The sequence below is a fragment of the Streptomyces sp. NPDC044003 genome, from assembly GCF_056435185.1.
In genome coordinates, this window is record NZ_JBWKFA010000002.1 from 1,161,758 (window position 1) to 1,181,986 (window position 20,229).

Sequence of the window (20,229 nt, forward strand, 5' to 3'; positions counted from 1 at the left end):
GATCGTCGAACCCTGACGCCAGTGACAAGGTCAAGCCCGGCTCCCTGCCGGGGCCCGGCTCACTGCTGGGGGCAGAGGAACTCCAGCCGGTTGCCGTGGCAGTCGGCGACATAGAAGCGCCGGTGACCCGGGAAGTTGTCGTCCCACGTCACCTCGGTGCCCAGGCCGGTCAGCCGCTCCGCCAGGCCCTCGATGTCGGCGACCAGGATGCCCGGGTGCCCTTTGCGGGACGGCCGGAAGTCCTCCTCGACGCCCAGATGGATCTCCAGCGCGTCCGAGCGCACCCACAGACCGCCGCGCGCCGCGAGCACCGGCGGCTTCCGGATCTCGGTCATGCCGAGGACGTCCACGTAGAACCGGCGGCACACCTCCTCCTCGCCCGGCGGCAGGGAGAGCTGCACATGGTGCAGCCCGAGGCCGAAGGGCGTCGTCGCCTCCGTGGTCTCGTAGGGCAGTGCTTCCTGACGCCGGCTCATCGGGAACGGGTCCTCTCCTCCGTGGCTGCCGCGCGGTCGCGCAGCCACGTCACCGTACGGCCGAAGATGTCGGCCGGTACACGTCAGGGGTGGGGTGCGGCAGGCAGGATGGGCGTCATGCGATACGAGGCGATCACCTGGGACCGGCTGGCGGAGACGCTCGCCGGCCACCTCGACACGTCGCCCGCCGCGGCGGGCGACGACTGGCTCAAGGTGGGCATCGACGGCCCGCCGGCCGTGCCCGGGGGCGAACTCGCCGGGCTCCTCGCCGAGGCGCTGCGCACACGCGGGCGAGCGGTCCAGGTCGTGAGCACCGGCGGCTTCCTGCGGCCTGCTTCCCTCCGGTACGAGTACGGGAAGCAGGACCCCGACGCGTACTACAGCGGGTGGACCGACACCGGGGCCCTGTGGCGGGAGGTCTTCGGGCCGCTGGACCCCGGCGGCACCGGGCGCGTGCTGCCCGACCTGTGGGACCCGGTCACGGACCGCGCGACCCGCAGCCCCTATGTCACGCTGCCGCCGCGCGGGGTGCTCGTGCTGTACGGGACCTTCCTGCTCGGCCACTGGTTCCCCTTCGACCTCACCGTCCATCTGCGCCTCTCGCCCGCCGCTCTCGCCCGGCGCACGGAGGAGTCCTGGACCCTGCCCGCCTTCGCCCGGTACGAGATGGAGGTCGGCCCCACCGAGGCGGCGGACGCCGTCGTACGCGCCGACGACCCGCGCCACCCGGCCTGGACGGGGCTGCGGACCTAGGGCCCGTCCGTCGGGGGCCGGCCCGGCCCCTCAGTCGTCGGCCGGGCCCGCCGGGGGTCTGCCGCCCACCGTGGTGACCGCCTCCGCGCCCGCGCGGCAGCCCGCCTCGGCGGCCCGTGCCGGGTCCTCGCCCGCGAGCCGCGCCGCCAGGAACGCCCCAGTGAACGCGTCGCCCGCGCCCGTCGAGTCCACCGGCCGCACCGGGGGCGCCGCCACCCGCGCGGTGACCGCACCGCCCTCGGCGACCAGCGCGCCGGCCGCCCCGAGGGTCACCACGACCAGCGGGAACCGCCGGCTCAACTCCGCGGCCGCCGACTCCGGTTCGCCGCACCCGGTGAGCGACCGGGCCTCGTCGGCATTGGGCAGCAGCGTCTCGGCGCCCTCCGCCGCCGCGAGGAACCGGTCCGCGCCCAGCTCCGCCAGGAACCCGGCCGACGCCGGGTCCACACTCACCGGGACTCCCGCCGCCCGCGCGTCCCGCAGCGCCCGGCAGGCCGTCTCGCGGCTCGACGCGGCGAAGAACAGGTACCCGGAGAGGTGCAGCCGGGCCACACCGTCCAGGAGGCCGGGCGACCAGTCGGCGGGGGAGAGGCGCAGCGCGGCGCCGCTGTCCGTCAGGAAGGTGCGCTCCGCCGAGCCGTCCACGAGCGCGATCACGGTGGCCGTCGCCGCCTCCGCGTCCGGGACGAGCAGGGGGCGCACGCCCGCCCTCCGCAGCGCCCGTTCGTGCCAGCCGGCCGCGTCCGTCCCCACCCGGCCGAGCAGCCGCACCTCCCCGCCGCCCGAACGCGCCGCCCAGCAGGCCGCGTTCGCCCCGGCGCCGCCCGGCAGGGTCCGGATCTCCGCCGCCGTGTCCGTCGCCGGGGCGAGCGGGGTCCGGTGCCGGGCGACGACGTCCGTGACCACGTCCCCGACGACGAGCAGCGCGCCCCCGGCCCGGGTCACCGGCCGTCGGCTCCGGTCGCCGTGCCACGAGCCGCCGTGCCCGCGCCGCCCGGTGCCGCACCCGACGCGTAGGCCCCCGCGATGCTCGCCGCGAGCCGCACATTGCCCCGTACCGCCGCGAGGTTGGCCTCCAGGGACGCCCCTTCCGTGTGCACCGTCAGGTATTCGAGGAGAAACGGCGTCACGGCCTGCCCGGTGATCCCCTTCTCCTTCGCCGCCGCGAGGCCCCGCGCGAGCACCCGGTCGTGCAGCGCGGGATCCAACTGCTCGGCCACCGGCACCGGGTTCGCCACGATCAGGGCGGCCCGGGGGCCGCCCAGCGCGTCCTGCGCCCGTATCACCCCGGCCACCTCCGCCGGGGTGCGCAGGGTCCAGTCGACGGGCTCGCCCGAGGAGGAGAGGTAGAAGCCGGGGAAGCGGTCCGTGCCGTAGCCGACGACCGTCACCCCCAGGGTCTCCAGGCGCTGGAGCGTCGCGGGCACGTCGAGGATCGACTTGACCCCGGCGCACACCACGGTGATCCCGACCCGGGCGAGCAGCCGCAGGTCGGCGGACTCGTCCTGGGTCTCGCTCCACTCGCGGTGCACGCCGCCGAGCCCGCCCGTCGCGAACACCCGTATGCCGGCCGCGTCCGCAAGCCAGGCCGTCGCCGAGACCGTCGTCGCCCCGGTCGCCCCCGTCGCCAGGGCCGGGGCCAGGTCGCGGTGGCCCAGCTTCCGCACCGACGGGTCCTCGGCGATCCTGGTCAGCGCCGCCCGGTCGAGGCCGATCCTGGCCGTGCCGTCGACGACGGCGATCGTGGCGGGGACAGCGCCCCCGGCCCGTACCGACTCCTCCAGCTCCGCGGCCACGGCGAGGTTGCGCGGGCGCGGCAGGCCGTGGGCGATGATCGTCGATTCCAGCGCGACGACGGGCCGGCCCTCGTGGAGCGCCTCCCGTACCTCTTCGGACACCTGTGTGGACATGTCCCATTCCTTGGCGCGATCACCGGCCCCGCAAACCTCGTCGGCGACCTCCTGCCACGCGCGCGAAGGCGTCTGCGGAATCCGTGACCGGCCCCCCGCCCGAGGCGGCGGGGACGCCCGCGACGCCCTTGGGGCGCTGCGGCGGAGGGCCGGTACGGATTTCGTCGCCGCAGCGGGTTCTCGGCATCGCGCCTGGTGGGGGCCGAAACGGAGGCCGTGCTTCCAGCCGGTCCCGGCCTGGGGACGCCTCCGGACCCCCGCTACAGTCACCGCCCATGACCACTCATGACGTGCCCTCCTTCGCCGTGCACATCCCCGACGCGGAGCTCGAAGTCGAGCCCCTCGACCCCGCCCAGATCGTCTCCGGCACGCCCGAGGTGACGGGCAAGGTGCTGTGGGAGTCGGCCGACGGCAAGCAGCTGCGCGGCATCTGGCAGATCACGCCCGGCGTCGTCACCGACACCGAGGCCAACGAGCTGTTCGTGGTGGTCTCCGGGCGCGCGACCGTCGCCGTCGAGGGCGGCGAGACCCTGGAGATCGGCCCCGGCGACGCGTGCGTGCTGCGGGAGGGCGACCGGACGACCTGGACCGTGCACGAGACCCTGCGCAAGGCGTACCACATCAGCCTCTGAGGCCTGCCCGAGCCGTCCGAAGTCGGGGCGGACGAGCGGCGGTCGGGAGTCTGGTAGGAAACCTTCCTGTCCGCTATCCTCCCCGGCAGCGGCTTGGCGCGGCGCCCCACCCCAAGCTCCATCCCAGGGGCGTGACGCGCTCAGCGAGAGCTCTGACCCGGCCGCCGAGCACCACCCCACCGCGTGGCGCCCCGAATCGCCACCCGGCCGGTCGCCCGTGCCCGCACCGCGCGGCACGGGCGACCCGGTCCGTGCGTCCGGTGCGGCCGTGGTGCCCCGCACCGGTGTCCAGCTCTCGCCGACCCCTCAGGCCAGGGAGCCCAGGTATGCGCCTGTTCGCCTCCGCCCCACCTCGCCGCACCACCGACCGACTGCCCCTCGTCCTCGCCGCCGTGCTGCTGCTCGTCGGCGGACTCCTGCTCGCCCTCCCGGACCGGGCCGGAGCCGCCGCCGACACCCTGATCTCCCAGGGCAGGCCGGCCACGTCCTCCTCCGTCGAGGACAGCACCTTCGGCCCGGAGAAGGCCTTCGACGGCAACGCCACCACCCGCTGGGCCAGCGCCGAAGGCATCGACCCGCAGTGGATCCGGGTCGACCTCGGCCCCGCGGCCACCGTCTCCCGCGTCAAGCTCGTCTGGGAGGCCGCCTACGCCAAGGCCTACCGCGTCGAGATCTCCGCCGACGGCACCACCTGGACCCGGCTCGCCACCGAGACCGCCGGCAACGGCGCCACGGACGACTGGACCGGACTCACCGGCACCGGCCGCTACCTGCGCGTCTACGGGACCGCGCGCGGCACCTCGTACGGCTACTCCCTCTACACCGTGGAGGTCTACGGCACCACCTCCACCACACCCCCGCCCACCGGCGCCTTCACCGTCGTCGCGGCCGGCGACATCGCCGCCCAGTGCACCGCCTCCAGCAGCTCCTGCGCCCACCCGAAGACGGCCGCCCTGGCCCAGCGGATCGCGCCGTCCTTCTACCTGACGATGGGTGACAACCAGTACGACGACGCCCGTCTCTCGGACTTCCGCAACTACTACGACAAGACCTGGGGCGCCTTCAAGGCGCAGACCCGGCCCGTGCCCGGCAACCACGAGTCCTACGACCCGGCCGGCGCGTTCTCCGGCTACAAGTCGTACTTCGGCGCCATCGCCTACCCGCAGGGCAAGCCGTACTACAGCTACGACCAGGGCAACTGGCACTTCGTCGCCCTCGACTCCAACTCCTTCGACGACGCCGCGCAGATCCAGTGGCTCAAGGACGACCTCGCGCGGAACACCAAGGGCTGCCTCGCCGCCTACTTCCACCACCCGCTGTACTCCTCCGGCGGCCACGGCAACGACCCCGTCTCCAAGCCCGTCTGGCAGATCCTCTACGGCGCCAGGGCCGACCTCGTCCTCAACGGACACGACCACCACTACGAGCGCTTCGCCCCGCAGGACCCGGACGGGCGGGCCACCGCCGACGGCATCGTCGAGATCGTCGGCGGCATGGGCGGCGCCGAGCCCTATCCCATCGAGACGGTCCAGCCGAACAGCCAGAAGCGGATCAGCGGCACGTACGGCGTCCTGAAGCTGAACCTCACCGACACCACCTACACCTGGCAGTACGTCGGCACCGACGACCAGGTCAAGGACTCCGGCCCGACCTACACCTGCCACTGATGTACCTCGCGACCACCGGTCGCCGCGACGCGCCGCCCCGTCCCGCAGGGACCCGGCGGCGCGTCCCCGGCACCGTCCTCGCCCTCGGCACGGTCAGCCTCGTCACCGACGTCTCCTCGGAGATGGTGACCGCCGTCCTGCCGCTCTACCTGGTCCTCGGACTCGGCCTCTCCCCGCTCCAGTTCGGGCTCCTCGACGGCCTCTCCACCGGCGCCACCGCGCTCGTACGGCTCCTCGGCGGCGCCTCCGCCGACCGCGGCGGCCGCCACAAACAGGTCGCCGGCCTCGGCTACGCCCTCTCCGCCTGCTCCCGGCTCGGCCTCCTCCTCGCCGGCGGGGCGACCGGCTGGATCGCCGGAGCCCTCGCCGCCGACCGCCTCGGCAAGGGCGTCCGCACCGCCCCGCGCGACGCGCTCATCACCCTGCACAGCCCGCCCGAGGACCTGGGCCGCGCCTTCGGCACCCACCGCGCCATGGACACCACGGGCGCCCTCCTCGGACCGCTCGCCGCCTTCGCGCTGCTGTGGGCGACGGCCGAGACGTACGAGGCGGTCTTCGCCGTCAGCTTCTGCGTCGGCGCGTTCGGCGTGCTGCTCTGGCTGCTCTTCGTCCCGGGGCGTCCGCGGGACCCCGGGCCGGTACGGAACGACCGGGACACCCGGCCGAAGGCCCCGGCGGAGACACGCGCGCGTGGCGCACTCCTCGCGACCCTGCGACGCTCGCCCGCGTACCGCCGGATCGTGCTCTGCGCCGCCCTCCTCGGCGCCGCCACCGTCGGCGACTCGTTCCTCTACCTGCTGCTCCAGCGGCGCCTCCACCTCGACCCCACCTGGTTCCCGTTCCTGCCGCTCTGCGCGGCCGGCGTCTACCTCCTGCTCGCCGTCCCCGCCGGCCGCATCGCCGACCGCTTCGGGCGCCGCGGACCGCTCCTGTACGGGCACGGGGCCCTGGTCCTCGCCTACGGACTGCTCCTGGCCCCCGTGCCCGGCACGACGGCCCTCGTGGGCGTCCTCCTGCTGCTCGGGGTCTTCTACGCCGCCACCGACGGTGTCCTGATGGCCCTCACCGGACCCTTCCTCGCCGAGGGACGGCAGGCCGGCGGCCTCGCGGTCGTCCAGACCGCGCAGGCGCTCGCCCGGCTCGGTGGAGCCGTCGCCTTCGGCGCCGTCTGGACGGCGAGCGGACCGGAGACGGCGCTCGTCGCGGCGCTCCTGGCACTCGCCGTGGCCCTGGGCTGCGCCGCCCGGCTGCTGCCGTCCGGGCCCACCCCCGAAGGGACCACGCCATGAACATCACCGCCTCCACGCGCGCGCGTGTGGGGATCCTCGTCCTCGCCCTCCTGCTGCTCGGCGGCGGAGCCACCGCCTACACCCTGCGGACCGCCTCCGGGCATGCCGCCGCCGACAGCAGCGCCGACCCCGGCTTCACCCTCGACGGCGGCACCGGGGCGCTCTACGTCCGGGACACCGCGAGCGGCCGTATCGCGCGCGTGGACCCGGCCGCGCCCGGCCGCCGGGTGACGGGAGGCCCTTCCTGCGACCGCTTCCACGCGGCCGGTTCCACCGCCCTCTGCCTCCAGCGGCGGCCGGGCGTGCCGGCCCGCTCGTACGTCCTCGTGCTCGACGGGCGGCTCCACGAGGTCCGCCGCATCGGCCTGCCGGGCATCCCCAGCCGGGCCAGGGTCTCCGCCTCGGGACGCATGCTGTCCTGGACGATGTTCGCCACCGGCGACTCGTACGCGCGCTCGGCCTTCGCGACCCGCACCTCGATCCTCGACCTGCGCACCGGCTACCTGGTGAAGAACATCGAGCAGATCCCGCTCACCCTCGACGGCCGCCGCCACCACGCCCCCGACGTCAACTACTGGGGCGTCAGCTTCGCCGCCGACGACAACCGCTTCTATGCCACCGTCTCGACCGGCGGCCGCACGCATCTCGTCGAGGGGGACATGCGGAAGTGGTCCGCCCGGACCCTGCGGGAGAACGTCGAATGCCCTTCGCTCTCCCCGGACGGGACCCGGGTCGCCTTCAAGAAGCGGGTGTCCGACGGCCCGCGCGATCCGTGGCGGCTGTACGTGTACGAGCTGCGCACCGGGCGCGAGCACCCCGTCGCCGAGGGGCGCGGCATCGACGACCAGGCGCTGTGGACGGACGCGAACACCCTCGCGTACGGGTACGGGGGAGCGGTCTGGTCGGTGCCCGCCGACGGCACGGGCGCCCCGCGGCGGGTGGCCGCCGGGGCCTCGTCCCCGGCGGTGCCGCGCTGAGGGGCCTCTGTGCGGCGCCGCGCCGAGGGGGTCCGTGCGGTGCAGCGTTGAGGGGCCTCTGTGTGGTGCTGCGTTGAGGGCGTCCGTGCGGTGCCGCGCTGAGGGGCCTCTGTGCGGTGCTGCGTTGAGGGCGTCCGTGCGGTGCAGCGTTGAGGGCCTCCGGCGGCTCAGGCCTTGCGGAGGGCGCCGCGCAGCGCGAGGGCTGCCATCGGCAGCAGCAGGCACGCGGCGATCGCGTTCAGCGGTCCGTATCCCGCCTGCGAGACGATCAGGCCGGCGGCGAGGCCGCCGACCCCGGCGGCGGTGTTCATGACGAAGTCGGAGAGACCCTGGACGGCGGCCCGCGCGGCCTGCGGCACAGAGTCGGTGAGCAGCGCCGAACCGGACACGAGCCCTGCCGACCAGCCCAGGCCGAGTACGAACAGGCCCAGGGCGATCCGGCCGTGGGACGGTCCCGCCGTGCCCGCGATCAGCGCCGCCGTACCGATCAGCCCCACCGCGAGCCCGATCACAGAGAGCCGGCCGAGCCGGTCGGACAGCCAGCCCATCAGCGGCGAGAAGGCGTACATCCCCGTGATGTGCCCGCTGATCACGAGCCCGATCAGCTGGATGTCCGCGCCGTGGTGGGTGAGCGCCACCGGGGTCATCGACATGATCGACACCATGGCGGTGTGCGAGCCGGCGATGGTGACCAGGGCGATCCGGGCCCGTGGGGACTTCCGTACCGCGTCCATCCCGGACCGCAGGGAGCGGCCCTCCGCCGCCTCGCCCGGCCCGGCGTCCGCCAGCGCGCGGGCCGTGAGCAGCGGGTCCGGGCGCAGCAGCACGGCCACCACGGCCGCGGCGAGCACGAAGACACCGGCGGCCCAGACGAACGGGCCCGCGGCGGCCGGGATCCCCAGGCCCGAGACGCTCCTTCCGGCGGGCGCGGCGACGTTCGGACCGAGCACCGCGCCGATCGTCGTCGCCCACACCACCGTGGAGATGGCCCGGGCCCTGCGGTCGGGCTCGGCGAGGTCGGCGGCGGCGAAGCGGGCCGCCAGGTTCGCCGAGGACCCGGCACCGAAGCCGACGAGGCCGACGAGCAGGACGGGGAAGCTGTCGACGACCGCCCCGAGCACCACCACACCGGCGCCGACCGCCGCCAGCAGATACGCGAGGACGAGTCCCGTCCGGCGCCCCCGCCGGGTCATCAGCGTGGCCAGCGGCATGGCGAGCAGCGCGGAACCGGCCACCGACGCCGTCGACGCGAGACCGGACAGGGCCTCGGTGCCGCTCACGTCCCGCGCCAGGACGGCGGCGAGGGCGAAGCCGATGGCGATGCCGAGGCCTCCCAGGACCTGGGTGGCGATCAGCCCGGCCTGGACACGGCGGCGGAGCGCGGGCAGCTCGGCGGGGGTGACGGGGACGGATATCCGGCCGGGCACGGTGGCGTCAGGGGCACTGGGGGTATGTGTCACTTACGTGAGTGTGCCAGCCGTCCCATCCGATGGGAACGCCGCCTCCTTCCCCGACGCGCACCCACGCTCAGAAGAGCGGCGCCGGCAGCACCCCTTCCAGGGCCAGCAGCTGCCGCTTCGTCTCCAGACCGCCCCCGAAACCGCCGAGGCCGCCGTCGCTCTCCACCACCCGGTGGCACGGCACCACCACCGGCAGCGGATTGGCGCCCATCGCCGCTCCGACCGCCTGCGCCGCACCCGCCTGCCCCACGCGCCTCGCCAGTTCCCCGTACCCGACGACCGTCCCGTACGGAACACCCGCCGCCAGCTCGCGGAGCACCTGCCGGTTGAAGCCGGTCGTCAGGCTCCAGTCCAGCGGCAGGTCGAGCTCGTCGGGCTCGCCCGCGAAGTACCGGTCGAGCCGGCGTATCGCCTCCGCGAGCCGCCCCGAGGCGCACTCCACCAACTCCGCGCCGAGCTGTCCCGCCAGCCGGTCGAGCATCCGCTCCCGCCGGGCCGCGTCGGCGTGGAACTCGACCCGCACGAGCCCCCGCCCGGTCGCGGCGAGGAAGAGCGGCCCGATGTCGCTCTCCACGACCGTCCACTCCACCGTGCCGGCCCGCTCCCGGCCGGCCGGACCCTCTTCCGCCCCCGTGTCGATGTCCATGCCGCCCACGGTACGACCCGGCACCGACAACCCGGTCCGAGAAGGCTGCCGACCACCCGAGCGGGACGTCTGCCGACAACCCGGTCCGGACCGCCACCGAGTTCACGGACCCGCACCGCCATCGAGATCACGGACCCGCACCGCCACCGAGTTCACGGACCCGCGCCGCCGCCGAGATCACGGGCCGGTCTCGCTCCGGTCTCGCGAACGGAAAATCCCCGGTCACGTGGTCGCCCGGCCCCGGGCGCGCCATAATCTCGCCCCGGTAGTACTACCCAGCGGTACCGACTGTTTTCGGACGACGTTGCACCAGGGGTGGAGGACACACGCTCATGCAGGGCACGGTCGACGGATTCAGCTACGGGCTCGTCACGCCGGTGGCCGCCTTTCTCATGGCCTGCCTCGGCGGCGCCCTCGGCCTGAGGTGCACCACCAGATCGCTCCGCCACCGCGACAGCTTCAAGGCGGGCTGGCTCGCCCTCGGCGCCACCTCGATCGGCAGCGGCATCTGGACGATGCACTTCATCGCCATGATCGGCTTCTCCGTCGAGCAGGCGCCCATCGACTACGACCGCCCCATCACCTTCGCCAGCCTGGGCGTCGCCGTCCTCATGGTCGGCATCGGCATCTTCATCGTCGGCTACCGCGGGGCGACCGCCCTCACCCTGGTCACCGGCGGCACCATCACCGGCCTCGGCGTCGCCACCATGCACTACCTCGGCATGGCCGGTATGCGCCTCCAGGGCCGGATCGAGTACGACACGCTCACCGTCGCCCTCTCCGTGGTCATCGCCGTCGTGGCCGCCACCGCGGCCCTCTGGGCGGCCGTCTCCGTCCATGGATTTCTGGCCAGTCTCGGCGCGAGCCTGGTGATGGGCGGAGCCGTCAGTGGTATGCACTACACCGCCATGGCCGCCGTCAGCGTCCACCTGCACGGCACCGAGGCCCACCCCGGAGCCGGCCCCACCGCCACCTCGCTCCTGCTGCCCATGCTGATCGGCCCGGCGGTCTTCCTGATCCTGGCCGCCGTCGTCGTCATGTTCGACCCGCTGCTCGTCATGGGCGACCCGGACTGGCAGCGCCCCGCCGCCCGGACCCCGCACCGCCCCGGCGTGCCCGCCCCGCGCCATGTCCCGTCCTACGGCGAGCCCGCCAACTGGACCGCGCGCCCTCCCGGCCGGGCCGCCGGACGGGGCGCCCGCCGCAGCGTCGCGCGCGGCGGACACCGCTCCCAGGACTGGTGACGGAAGGCCCGGCGACCGGGCGGTGAGCCGATCACCGCCCGAGTGTCAGTGCCGGGTCGTACGGTGGTTGCATGCGGCCAGTTTCCAAGATCGAACGTTCGGTGGCGCCCTTCGAGGTCGTCAGCGAGTACAAGCCCAGCGGCGACCAGCCGACCGCCATCGCCGACCTGGAGCGGCGCATCCGCGCGGGCGAGAAGGACGTCGTGCTCCTCGGCGCCACCGGCACCGGCAAGTCGGCGACCACCGCGTGGATGATCGAGAAGCTCCAGCGCCCCACCCTGGTGATGGCGCCGAACAAGACGCTGGCCGCCCAGCTGGCGAACGAGTTCCGCGAGCTCCTGCCGAACAACGCCGTCGAGTACTTCGTCTCGTACTACGACTACTACCAGCCCGAGGCGTACGTCCCGCAGTCGGACACCTACATCGAGAAGGACTCCTCCATCAACGAGGAGGTGGAGCGGCTCCGTCACTCCGCGACGAACTCCCTGCTCACCCGCCGGGACGTCGTCGTGGTCGCCTCGGTCTCCTGCATCTACGGCCTCGGCACGCCCCAGGAGTACGTGGACCGGATGGTCCCGCTCAAGGTCGGCGAGGAGATCGACCGCGACCAGCTGCTCCGCCGCTTCGTCGACATCCAGTACACCCGGAACGACCTGGCGTTCACCCGCGGCACCTTCCGGGTGCGCGGCGACACCATCGAGATCTTCCCGGTGTACGAGGAGCTCGCCGTCCGCATCGAGATGTTCGGCGACGAGATCGAGGCCCTCTCCACCCTCCACCCGCTCACCGGCGAGGTCATCAGCGAGGACCGCGAGCTGTACGTGTTCCCCGCCAGCCACTACGTCGCGGGCCCCGAGCGCATGGAGCGGGCGGTCAACGACATCGAGCGCGAGCTGGAGACCCGGCTCGCCGAGCTCGACAAGCAGGGCAAGATGCTGGAGTCCCAGCGACTGCGGATGCGCACCACCTACGACATCGAGATGATGCGCCAGATCGGCTCCTGCTCCGGCATCGAGAACTACTCGATGCACTTCGACGGCCGCGAGCCCGGCTCCGCCCCCAACACCCTCCTCGACTACTTCCCCGAGGACTTCCTGCTCGTCATCGACGAGTCGCACGTCACCGTGCCCCAGATCGGCGCCATGTACGAGGGCGACGCCTCCCGCAAGCGGACCCTGGTCGACCACGGCTTCCGGCTCCCGTCCGCCCTCGACAACCGCCCGCTGAAGTGGGAGGAGTTCCAGGAGCGGATCGGCCAGACCGTCTACCTCTCCGCGACCCCCGGGACGTACGAACTCTCGCGCGGCGACGGCTTCGTCGAGCAGATCATCCGCCCCACCGGACTCGTCGACCCCGAGGTCGTCGTCAAGCCCACCGAGGGCCAGATCGACGACCTGGTCCACGAGATCCGGCTGCGCGCCGAGCGCGATGAGCGGGTCCTCGTCACCACCCTCACCAAGAAGATGGCCGAGGACCTCACCGACTACTTCCTGGAGCTCGGCATCCAGGTGCGCTACCTGCACAGCGACGTCGACACCCTGCGCCGCATCGAACTCCTCCGCGAGCTCCGCGCCGGCGAGTACGACGTCCTCGTCGGCATCAACCTCCTCCGGGAGGGCCTCGACCTGCCCGAGGTGTCCCTCGTCGCCATCCTCGACGCCGACAAGCAGGGCTTCCTGCGCTCCGGGACCTCCCTCATCCAGACGATCGGCCGCGCCGCGCGCAACGTCTCGGGCCAGGTCCACATGTACGCCGACCGGATCACCCCGGCGATGGAGCAGGCCATCGAGGAGACCAACCGGCGCCGCGAGAAGCAGATCGCGTACAACACGGAGCGCGGCATCGACCCGCAGCCGCTCCGCAAGAAGATCAACGACATCGTCGCGACCATCGCGCGCGAGGAGATCGACACCGAGGAACTGCTCGGCACCGGCTACCGGCAGGGCAAGGAGGGCAAGGGTGCGAAGGCCCCCGTGCCCTCGCTCGCCGCGCACGGCCCCGCGGCCAGGGGCAAGGGCGGCAAGGCGGGCGCGACGGTCGAGCTCGGCGACCGGCCCGCCACCGAACTGGCCGCGATCATCGAGGAGATGACCGACCGGATGCGCGCCGCGGCCGCCGAGCTGCAGTTCGAGGTGGCGGCCCGGCTCCGCGACGAAGTGGGGGAGCTGAAGAAGGAGTTGCGCCAGATGAAGGAGGCGGGACTCGCCTGACCGGACGGGCGCGGACGGACGGTCCGGTGTGTTGCAAGACCGACACAAAACCGGACCGTGTCTCCGCTGTGTCGGTGCGGCTGCGTAGGGTGCTCGACAACCGCACGCACCGGACAGCGGTCGCGGGGAACGCTCAACGAGAGGGGCAACGCGTGTCGGTCAACATGACCAAGGGTCAGGCCATCAGCCTGGAGAAGCGGGGCGGGGGCAGCCTCACCCAGGTGCGGATGGGGCTCGGCTGGCAGGCGGCGCCGCGCCGCGGTCTCTTCGGCTCGCGCACCCGGGAGATCGACCTGGACGCCTCGGCCGTCCTCTTCGCCGAGAAGCAGCCGGTCGACGTGGTCTTCTTCCGTCACCTGGTCAGCGATGACGGCTCGGTCAAGCACACCGGTGACAACCTGGTGGGCGGCGCCGGCCAGGGCGGCGACGACGAGGCCATCCTCGTGGACCTGGAGCGGGTGCCGGTCCACATCGACCAGATCGTCTTCACGGTGAACTCCTTCACCGGCCAGACGTTCCAGGAGGTGCAGAACGCCTTCTGCCGGATCGTCGACGAGACGAACGGGCAGGAGCTCGCGCGCTACACGCTCGACGGCGGCGGCAACTACACCGCGCAGATCATGGCGAAGGTGCACCGGGCCGGCTCCGGCTGGCAGATGACGGCCCTGGGCAACCCGGCCAACGGCCGCACCTTCCAGGACCTGATGCCGGCGATCCTGCCGCACCTGTAGAAGGGCCCGGCACGGCACTCACAGCTCCCGGAGGCACCAGGCCACCGGGAGCTGTCCGCATGAACCGCACCCGGACACACCGACCGGAAACACCGAGGGGACAGAGTCGATGACGGCCGAGCTGGTCCGGGGGCAGAACCACCCCCTGCCCGACACCCGACTGGAGATCCGGGTGTCCGCCGGTCATCCGGTGCTCGCCGGGGCCACCCTCGGCGACGAACAGGGCAGGGTCGCCGGCGCCGAGTGGATCGCCCACCCGGGCACGCCCTCGCTCCCCGGTGTCGACGTCCCCGGGCGGACCGCCGCCGACCACCGTCTCGCCGTCGACCTCGACGCGGTCCCCGAAGCCGTCCACCGTGTCTCGGTCCTCCTCGCGCTGACCGGCGGTACGGCCCGCTTCGGGGCCCTCGCCGCCCCCTACGTCGCCGTCAGCGGCCCCGACGGCACCGAGATCGCCAGCTACACCCTCACCGGCCTCGACCGGGAGTCCGCCGTCGTCGCCCTGGAGCTGTACCGCCGCCAGGGCGCCTGGAAGGTCCGCGCCATGGGCCAGGGGTACGAGGGCGGTCTCGCCGCCCTGCTCGGCGACCAGGGCCTGGAGCGCCCCGAGGCGCTCGCCGCCACGATCCTCGCGACGGCGGCCCCGGACGCCGCCCCCGCGCCCGCCGCCCCGCCGAGCGTCCCCGAGCCGGAGTTCGTACGCCAGGCTGCGCCGCCGACCGCTCCGGACCCGGCACCGGCGACACCGCCCCCCACCCCCGAGACGGGCGTCGCCACCGGCGGTCCCGTCGACTACTCCCACCCCCGGCGCCGGCCGGCCGCCGCCGACCCGGCTCCGGCCCCCGCCCCCGAGCCCCGGCAGGCCCCGCCCGTGCCGGTCGCCGGGGACGCCTCGGGCTGGTCCATGGACGAGCGGCTCTACAACCAGGTGTGGGGCATGTTCGAGGACCTGGCCCGTACCGCCGCCGCCTACCGCAGCGCCTGCGACTTCGCGGAGTCCCGGCTCGACCGCGAGCTCGACGAGACGCTCACCGACTACCGCGCCCGGGCCGGGGGCGCGAACGACGCCGCCCGGGCCGCCGCCCGTGCCCGGCACGACGAGCTCGTGGAGCGCGCCCGGGAGGTCCTGGACCGGGACCTCGCCCAGCTCGCCGCCGAGTCCGAGGTCGTCGAGCCGGCGCTGCCCGTCGCCTACGCCCGCTGGGACAACCCCGTCTGGCACGGCTACCGCGTCCCCACCGAGGAGCCGATGGCCGTGCGCCTCGGCGACCTCCACCTCCCCGAGCGCGCCGACCTGCGGATCCCCATGCTCGTCCGGCTTCCCCTTGAGCGCGGCCTCTGGGTGGACTCCGGCCGCGGCCGTTCCGAGGCGGCCGCGTTCCTCGACGAGGTCGAGCTGCGGCGGCTCGCGCTGGACTCCGCCGTCGCACACGCGGCGCGGCTGCTCGCGGCGCACCCGGCCGGCGGTTTCACCGTCCATCTCGTCGACCCGGCGGGCGCGGGCACGGCGGCCCTCGCGCCCCTCGTGGAGACGGGGGCGGCCGCCCCGCCCGCCCGGGGCGCGGCCGGTGTCACGGCGGTCCTTGAGCAGCTCACGGAGCGGGTCGACCTGCTGCAGATGGCCCAGCGGGGTGGCGCGGCCGACGCGCTGCCGCCCGGCCTCGACACGGCCCGGCAGCTGCTGATCGTGCACGACTTCCCGCACGGCTTCGACGACCGGGCGGTCACCCGGCTGCGGTACCTCGCGGACGAGGGGCCCTCGGTCGGCGTCCATCTGCTGATGGTCGCCGCACGGGAGGACGCGGCCGCGTACGGGCCCTTGCTCGACCCGCTGTGGCGCTCGCTGCTGCGGCTCACCCCGGTGCCGGACGACCACCTGGCCGATCCGTGGGTCGGCCATGCCTGGTCGTACGAGCCGCCGCTCCTTCCGCCGGGCAGCGTGATCCTCCGCCAGGTCCTTGCGCAGGTGGCGGCCGCTCGCCCGGGAAAGACGCTCTGACCTGGTCTTTTGGTGGCTCTTTACCCTGCCCTTTACCTTCTCTTGGTCTTTCGGGTAGTCTTTTTCGTGCGGAGGGGAGTACTCCCCATGCGCGGCGTACCCGTCAATACGGACGGATCCTCATCGATCCGATCCCGGGGCGTCGGCCCGGCGGCCCGTCCGCCGCCCGGGTGGAAGAGACCTCCGGCAGCGACGACGCTGATCAGTAGCCGTACGACGCCGGAGGCGCAGTGGACGTTTCAATGACCCTGTGGGTAGTGACCATTCTTGGTCTTGCTGCCCTGATCGGTGCCGACTTCTTCATCGGGCGCAAGCCCCATGACGTGTCGGTCAAGGAAGCCGGAATCTGGACGATCGTCTGGGTCGTGCTGGCCGGACTCTTCGGCCTCGGCCTGCTGTTCTTCGGCAACAGCCAGGCGTCCGGCGAGTTCTTCGCGGGCTACATCACCGAGAAGTCGCTCAGCGTCGACAACCTCTTCGTCTTCGTCCTGATCATGGCGAAGTTCGCGGTCCCCTCCCACCTCCAGCAGCGGGTGCTGCTCGTGGGCGTGGTGATCGCCCTGGTGCTCCGCACGATCTTCATCGCCGCCGGCGCCGCGATCATCGCGAGCTTCTCCTGGGTCTTCTACCTCTTCGGCGCGTTCCTGATCTACACCGCCTGGAAGCTCATCCAGGAGGCGCGCGCCGACGAGGAGGAGGACGACTGGGAGGAGAACCGTCTCCTCAAGACCGTCGAGAAGAAGTTCGGCGTCGCCGACCGGTACCACGGCACCAAGCTCTTCATCCGCAACAACGGCAAGCGGGTGCTGACCCCGCTGATGGTCGTCATGCTCGCCATCGGCACCACGGACATCCTCTTCGCCCTCGACTCCATCCCGGCGATCTTCGGCCTCACCCAGGACCCGTACATCGTCTTCACCGCCAACGCCTTCGCCCTCATGGGTCTGCGGCAGCTGTACTTCCTGATCGGCGGCCTGCTCAAGAAGCTGGTCCACCTCAGCTACGGCCTGTCGGTGATCCTCGGCTTCATCGGCGTGAAGCTGGTGCTCCACGCCCTGCACGAGTCCGGGGTGCACGTCCCCGAGATCTCCATCCCGTTCTCGCTGGCGGTCATCGGCGGTGTCCTGGTCATCACGACCATCACCAGCCTGATCGCCTCCAAGAAGCAGGCGCAGCGCGAGGCGGCCGAGGCCGTGGAGGAAGCCCCGAAGGACAGCGTCGAGGCCTGACGCCCTTCCCGCACACGACGACGGCCGACCGGATGCACTCCGGTCGGCCGTCGCTGTGCTGTCCGCAGGTGCCGCTCAGGCGGCGGCCGGCTCGGGCGCCGGCCGGCCGGCGCGGCCCGGGAGGGTCTCCGGGAGCAGGGCGAAGCAGCCGAGGCTCACCAGGGCGACCAGCGTGAGATAGGCCGCGACACCCCAGGGCGGCCCGGAGCCGCCGTCGGAGAGGGTCGTGGCCACGATGGGCGTCAGCGCGCCGCCCAGGACGCCCGCCAGGTTGTAGCCGACGGCGGCGCCGGTGCAGCGGACGTGCGGCTCGTACAGCTCCGGAAGGTACGCGGCGACGACCGCGAACATCGTGATGAAGGCCAGCATCGAGCCCAGGAACCCGAGGAACATCAGCGGCGGCCGCGCGGTGTGCAGCAGGGCCACCATCGGGAACATCCAGAGCGCCGAGGCCGCGCACCCCGCCAGACAGAGCGGCCGGCGGCCCCAGCGGTCGCCCAGGAGCGCCACGAACGGGGTGACCGCGCCCTGGACCGCCACCGCCGCCATGACACAGGTCAGCATCACCGTGCTGCTCACCCCGAGCCGCTCGGTGCCGTAGGCCAGCGCCCAGGTGGAGACCGTGTAGAAGACGGCGTACCCGACCGCGAGCGCCCCGGCCGTCAGCAGCACAAGTCGCCAGTGGTCGCGGACGATCTCGGCCAGCGGGGAGCCCGTGCGCCGCCCGGACGCGGACAGCTCCTCGAACTGCGGGGTCTCCGCCAGCGAGGAGCGCAGCAGCAGTCCGACCAGGGCCAGCAGCCCCGCGGCCCAGAACGGCACGCGCCAGCCCCAGGCGCGGAACTCGGCGTCGCTCAGCCCGGCGGTGAGCGCCAGCATCACCCCGTTCGCCAGGAGGAAGCCGATCGGAGGGCCGATCTGCGGGAAGCTCGCCCACAGCGCGCGCCGGCGCTCGGGGGCGTGCTCGGCGGTGAGCAGGACCGCCCCGCCCCACTCGCCGCCCAGGCCGAGACCCTGCAGGAAGCGGAGGGTGAGGAGCAGCACCGGGGCGGCGATGCCGAGCGTCGCGTACGTGGGGACGCAGCCGACCGCGACGGTGGCGCAGCCGGTCAGGAGCAGCGAGGCGAAGAGGACCGGCCGCCGGCCGTACCGGTCGCCGACGTGCCCGAAGAGGACCGAGCCGAGGGGACGGGCGAGGAATCCGACGGCGAAGGTGCCGAAGGCGGCCAGGGTCCCGGCGAGCGGCGAGAAGGTGGGGAAGAAGAGCGGCCCCAGGACGAGGGCGGCGGCTGTCCCGTAGACGAAGAAGTCGAAGAACTCGATGGCGGTGCCGACGAGCGAGGCGGCGGCGAGCCGCCCCATCGAGGGGGCCGGGGCCGGGGGCGTCGGGGACGGCGACGGAGGGTGACTTTGGCGCATGTCGCGCCAACTACCCCGCCGCCGTCCGGGTTACGGGGGCGTGCGGAGGTGCGCAGCTCGGAGGCTGCGCGCCGGGCGTCACCAGCCGCGCTCGTGCCACTCCGCGAGGTGGGGGCGCTCGTCACCGAGCGTGGTGTCCTTGCCGTGGCCGGGGTAGATCCAGGACTCGTCGGGCAGGACCGCGAAGAGCTTGGTCTCCACGTCGTGGATCAGGCTCGCGAAGGCCTCCCGGTCCTTCCAGGTGTTGCCCACGCCGCCGGGGAAGAGGCAGTCGCCGGTGAAGACGTGGGGGTGGCCGTGCGGGTCGTCGTAGATCAGGGCGATCGAGCCCGGGGTGTGCCCGACCAGGCGGCGCGCGGTCAGCTCGACCCGGCCCACCCGGATCGTGTCGCCGTCCTCGACGGGCACGTCGGTCGGGACCGGGATGCCCTCCGCGTCGTACGCGCCCGCGAAGGTCGTGGCGCCGGTCGCGGCGACGACCTCCTCCAGGGCCTGCCAGTGGTCGCCGTGCCGGTGGGTGGTGACGACGGCCGTGATGCCGTCGTCACCGATCAGCGTGAGCAGCGTCCCGGGCTCGTTGGCCGCGTCGATCAGCAGCTGCTTGCCGGTCGCCCGGCAGCGCAGGAGATAGGCGTTGTTGTCCATCGGGCCGACCGCGACCTTCGAGATCATCAGGTCCGTGAGCTCGTGCACGTCCGCTGCGCCGCCGACCTTCACCACTCCGCTGTACGTCATGGCCTCAGACTAGCCCCGGGGAGTGACAGTGGCGGCTACAGCGGAGGAAGCTCCGGCAAGGGGCCGCCCTCGGTCTTCAGGCCGGAGCCGTCGCGGCGCCCGGCGAGCCAGCCGAGGATCTCGGGCGAGGGGCCGGAGACGCCCACGGGGCCTCCCTCGGCGCCGCCGCCTGTCGTCCAGACCTGACCGCCCTCCGCCCGGATGCCGGTCGACGGTACGTCCTTGTGGCCGGCGAAGCGCTCCGCGAGGAAGTCGATCTCGCGCTGGACGAACTCCTCGGGCAGGTCCTCCAGCTCGTAGCCGACGCCCAGGTCGACGTGGTGCAGGGCGACCTCCACCCAGCGGCGGAAGGGGATCCGGGAGGCGCTGTCGGTGACCCCGTTGCGGAGCTCGACCGTGCGGCTCCAGTCGGCGGGCTCGGCGGCCACGGCCTGGAAGCGGTCGGCGGACTCGCGCAGGTCGGCGAGGTGGACGTCGAGCGGGCGGGCGGCGTCCCGCTCGATGTCGGCGTCGCGGGTCGCGGCGTCGGCGTACATGGGCCGGCCCTGGAGGACGTTGACCAGAGCGTCGGCGTTACGGGCGACGTGGGCCAGCACGTGGCCGCGGGTCCAGCCGGGAAGCCGTGACGGCTCGGCCGTCGCCGCGTTGTCCCATGAGGCGGCCGCGGTCAGCAGCCGCTCGGTCGCCTCGCGTACGGAGGCAAGGTCGAGTTCGTGGTCGATCATGGCGCCGACCCTAGCGCCGCCACTCATTCGGGTGAAGCGGTCTCGACGCGGGCGGAAATCGAATGTGCGTGCTATAGGCTCGGCGGAAGCATCCGGCATCCTTGGTTGTTGGGTGTGTCAGGCACAT

At 73.2% G+C, this 20,229-nt stretch carries 18 protein-coding genes; 10 read left to right on the forward strand and 8 right to left on the reverse strand.

The window, feature by feature from the left end; genetic code table 11:
* Nucleotides 1-59: 59 nt before the first annotated feature.
* Complete coding sequence (locus AC07AW_RS11910) at nt 60-476, reverse strand: VOC family protein (protein WP_478815268.1); 417 nt, start codon at nt 474-476, stop codon at nt 60-62.
* Between the two features lie 117 nt (nt 477-593).
* Here AC07AW_RS11910 and AC07AW_RS11915 point away from each other — a divergent pair, with 117 nt between their 5' ends.
* Entirely contained in the window at nt 594-1,229 is a 636-nt protein-coding gene (locus AC07AW_RS11915; RefSeq protein WP_478815269.1) for a nucleoside/nucleotide kinase family protein, read from the forward strand.
* 30 nt (nt 1,230-1,259) lie between these two features.
* On the opposite strand, the gene AC07AW_RS11920 is transcribed toward AC07AW_RS11915, so the two are convergent.
* The gene (locus AC07AW_RS11920; protein ID WP_478815270.1) at nt 1,260-2,174 is read right to left on the reverse strand and encodes a carbohydrate kinase family protein; all 915 of its coding nucleotides are present in this window, start codon (nt 2,172-2,174) and stop codon (nt 1,260-1,262) included.
* Nucleotides 2,171-3,139, reverse strand: a complete 969-nt coding sequence (locus tag AC07AW_RS11925) for a pseudouridine-5'-phosphate glycosidase (protein WP_478815271.1) — start codon at nt 3,137-3,139, stop codon at nt 2,171-2,173. Before AC07AW_RS11925 ends, AC07AW_RS11920 begins: the two co-directional genes overlap by 4 nt.
* A gap of 275 nt (nt 3,140-3,414) precedes the next feature.
* On the opposite strand from AC07AW_RS11925, the gene AC07AW_RS11930 reads away from it, so the two are divergent.
* The 4 genes from AC07AW_RS11930 to AC07AW_RS11945 all read left to right on the forward strand — a co-directional run bounded on the left by AC07AW_RS11930 (nt 3,415) and on the right by AC07AW_RS11945 (nt 7,704).
* Nucleotides 3,415-3,771, forward strand: a complete 357-nt coding sequence (locus AC07AW_RS11930; protein WP_384565537.1) for a cupin domain-containing protein — start codon at nt 3,415-3,417, stop codon at nt 3,769-3,771.
* A 326-nt stretch (nt 3,772-4,097) separates the two neighbouring features.
* Complete coding sequence (locus AC07AW_RS11935) at nt 4,098-5,438, forward strand: discoidin domain-containing protein (protein WP_478815272.1); 1,341 nt, start codon at nt 4,098-4,100, stop codon at nt 5,436-5,438.
* On the forward strand, nt 5,438-6,727 hold the full coding sequence (locus AC07AW_RS11940; RefSeq protein ID WP_478815273.1) for an MFS transporter: 1,290 nt from the start codon (nt 5,438-5,440) through the stop codon (nt 6,725-6,727). Before AC07AW_RS11935 ends, AC07AW_RS11940 begins: the two co-directional genes overlap by 1 nt.
* Nucleotides 6,724-7,704: a TolB family protein gene (locus AC07AW_RS11945; RefSeq protein WP_478815274.1), complete on the forward strand. Its 981-nt coding sequence runs from the start codon at nt 6,724-6,726 to the stop codon at nt 7,702-7,704. Before AC07AW_RS11940 ends, AC07AW_RS11945 begins: the two co-directional genes overlap by 4 nt.
* Nucleotides 7,705-7,871: 167 nt before the next feature.
* Here the strand turns inward: AC07AW_RS11945 and AC07AW_RS11950 are convergent, their stop codons facing one another.
* Together AC07AW_RS11950 and AC07AW_RS11955 are read right to left on the reverse strand one after the other, a co-directional pair.
* Nucleotides 7,872-9,164, reverse strand: a complete 1,293-nt coding sequence (locus AC07AW_RS11950) for an MFS transporter (RefSeq protein ID WP_478815275.1) — start codon at nt 9,162-9,164, stop codon at nt 7,872-7,874.
* 67 nt (nt 9,165-9,231) lie between these two features.
* Nucleotides 9,232-9,810, reverse strand: coding sequence for a methylated-DNA--[protein]-cysteine S-methyltransferase (locus AC07AW_RS11955; RefSeq protein WP_478815276.1), 579 nt, complete (start codon nt 9,808-9,810; stop codon nt 9,232-9,234).
* Between the two features lie 332 nt (nt 9,811-10,142).
* Between AC07AW_RS11955 and AC07AW_RS11960 the strand changes: the two genes are divergently transcribed.
* The 5 genes from AC07AW_RS11960 to AC07AW_RS11980 all read left to right on the forward strand — a co-directional run bounded on the left by AC07AW_RS11960 (nt 10,143) and on the right by AC07AW_RS11980 (nt 17,223).
* On the forward strand, nt 10,143-11,054 hold the full coding sequence (locus AC07AW_RS11960) for an MHYT domain-containing protein (RefSeq protein ID WP_478815277.1): 912 nt from the start codon (nt 10,143-10,145) through the stop codon (nt 11,052-11,054).
* Between the two features lie 71 nt (nt 11,055-11,125).
* Nucleotides 11,126-13,264, forward strand: a complete 2,139-nt coding sequence (uvrB, locus tag AC07AW_RS11965) for an excinuclease ABC subunit UvrB (protein WP_478815278.1) — start codon at nt 11,126-11,128, stop codon at nt 13,262-13,264.
* 152 nt (nt 13,265-13,416) lie between these two features.
* Nucleotides 13,417-13,995: a TerD family protein gene (locus AC07AW_RS11970; RefSeq protein ID WP_478815279.1), complete on the forward strand. Its 579-nt coding sequence runs from the start codon at nt 13,417-13,419 to the stop codon at nt 13,993-13,995.
* Between the two features lie 109 nt (nt 13,996-14,104).
* Nucleotides 14,105-15,994 (forward strand): TerD family protein, encoded by a 1,890-nt coding sequence (locus tag AC07AW_RS11975; RefSeq protein WP_478815280.1) that lies wholly within the window; start codon nt 14,105-14,107, stop codon nt 15,992-15,994.
* 230 nt (nt 15,995-16,224) lie between these two features.
* A complete protein-coding gene (locus AC07AW_RS11980; protein WP_478815281.1) occupies nt 16,225-17,223 on the forward strand; it encodes a TerC/Alx family metal homeostasis membrane protein in 999 nt (332 codons plus the stop codon).
* Nucleotides 17,224-17,298: 75 nt separating this feature from the next.
* On the opposite strand, the gene AC07AW_RS11985 is transcribed toward AC07AW_RS11980, so the two are convergent.
* From AC07AW_RS11985 to AC07AW_RS11995, 3 genes are all read right to left on the reverse strand, one after another.
* Entirely contained in the window at nt 17,299-18,585 is a 1,287-nt protein-coding gene (locus AC07AW_RS11985; RefSeq protein WP_478815343.1) for an MFS transporter, read from the reverse strand.
* Between the two features lie 135 nt (nt 18,586-18,720).
* On the reverse strand, nt 18,721-19,377 hold the full coding sequence (locus AC07AW_RS11990; protein WP_478815282.1) for an MBL fold metallo-hydrolase: 657 nt from the start codon (nt 19,375-19,377) through the stop codon (nt 18,721-18,723).
* Nucleotides 19,378-19,412: 35 nt separating this feature from the next.
* Nucleotides 19,413-20,102 (reverse strand): maleylpyruvate isomerase family mycothiol-dependent enzyme, encoded by a 690-nt coding sequence (locus AC07AW_RS11995; RefSeq protein ID WP_478815283.1) that lies wholly within the window; start codon nt 20,100-20,102, stop codon nt 19,413-19,415.
* Nucleotides 20,103-20,229 lie beyond the last annotated feature (127 nt).